Here is a 1,318-nt window from a genome sequence, read left to right on the forward strand (position 1 = left end):
CAGAACCGAACTCGTCCGACCGGACCGCAGCGACGAAGGAGCGCCAAGCCTCGACGGGGAAGACGAGAGTCGGACCCTGCAAGTCTTTGGAGTCACGGACAGGGACGATGCCAGGGAAGTCGGCAGTCACCTCGACACAGGAGCCCCCGTTGTTGCTGTGGGAGGACTTGAACCACTCGGCGCTGGAGAGGTACACGGGACCGTTCATGACGTTCCTTTCACGCCTGACGGATCATCTCCAGAGAGGCGACTTTGGGCAGCGCTTCCACTGACAGCTGATGGTAGTCCCTCTCCAGCGCCCGGGCAGTTTCGCTCCGCCGGACGAGAAATCCGCGCAACTGACTCTCGGAGTAGGCAAGCAGCGACCTGTCCGCCATGGTCAGCAGCGTCACCATCATAGTGAAGGGCAACTCCTCCGCCAGACTGTAGGGAGCCACCTGGATGGTGATGTGAGGCCGCGCCGCCAACTCCTCCAGCTGACGGAGCTGGCGCCTCATGACCTTGATCCCGCCCACCGGGCGACGGAGACAGCCCTCGTCCAGCACAAAGTGAAGCCAAGGCGCCGGACTTCGGTCCAACAACTTCTGCCGGGTCAGCAGGAATCTCAGCCGGTCGTCCGCCTGTACCTGTGAGATGTTCCCACGTCGCACAGCGGCGGAGGCGAATGCCGCCGCGTAGTCCGGGGTTTGCAGGAGGCCAGGGACGACGCCGAGTTCGAAGTGTCGAATCTCGACCGCCTTGGCCTCCTGAGCTGCGTATTCGGGGAATCCTTCGAGAAGTGAAGTGTGCCCGATGTTCCAGTACATCAGCTCCAGGGTCCCGCCAGTATCAAGCACATTGTCCGCCCGGATGGCGAATGCCTGTGTGGGATTGCGAGTAGCTCTTTCGATGCTGGACACGAGCGTGTCGCTGTACCCGATGAGCTCGGCCATGGCGACCTGAGTCAGGTTCTTCGCCTCACGCGACCTGCGCAACTGGACCCCGAACGCGGCTACCGGGGATGACGTCGGGTCAAGTTCTGTTCGCCGCATGTTCGATCACCTCTCGCGGGTGGAATCCCACAGCACTGAAGTGTCCAGTGGAAAGCCTTCCGATCGTAACTCCTCCCACTCCACCATGGATGCGGATCGTAGTGATCCCGATGCACAGCGCGACCAAGGGAGCCCCCATGCCCAGCTGCCCCCGCATGCCCGTGTACACCCCCGTCGTCGGGGAGGTGGTCCGTGACTTCGGGTGCCGTGTCCCCGCCGGTGGGGTGCTCGAAGGCGTCTACATGGACACCCTCGGCGGCCTCGCCTACCTCCGCCACGAGGGCGGC

At 63.4% G+C, this 1,318-nt stretch carries 2 protein-coding genes; both read right to left on the reverse strand.

Annotated features, from left to right (window positions below; all coding sequences use genetic code 11):
• A partial coding sequence (locus PUR56_RS08700; RefSeq protein ID WP_329948454.1) for a DUF397 domain-containing protein occupies positions 1-208 on the reverse strand: 208 nt, incomplete at its 3' end.
• 10 nt (positions 209-218) lie between these two features.
• A complete protein-coding gene (locus tag PUR56_RS08705; protein WP_329879123.1) occupies positions 219-1,031 on the reverse strand; it encodes a helix-turn-helix domain-containing protein in 813 nt (270 codons plus the stop codon).
• Positions 1,032-1,318 lie beyond the last annotated feature (287 nt).

It is taken from the genome of Streptomyces sp. BE303, assembly GCF_036290945.1.
Classification (GTDB): Bacteria; Actinomycetota; Actinomycetes; order Streptomycetales; family Streptomycetaceae; genus Kitasatospora.

What these genes read in the sequence shown, in the direction of transcription:
- PUR56_RS08705 (WP_329879123.1), bottom strand. Translation starts at nt 1,031, where the DNA reads ATGCGGCGAACAGAACTTGACCCGACGTCATCCCCGGTAGCCGCGTTC.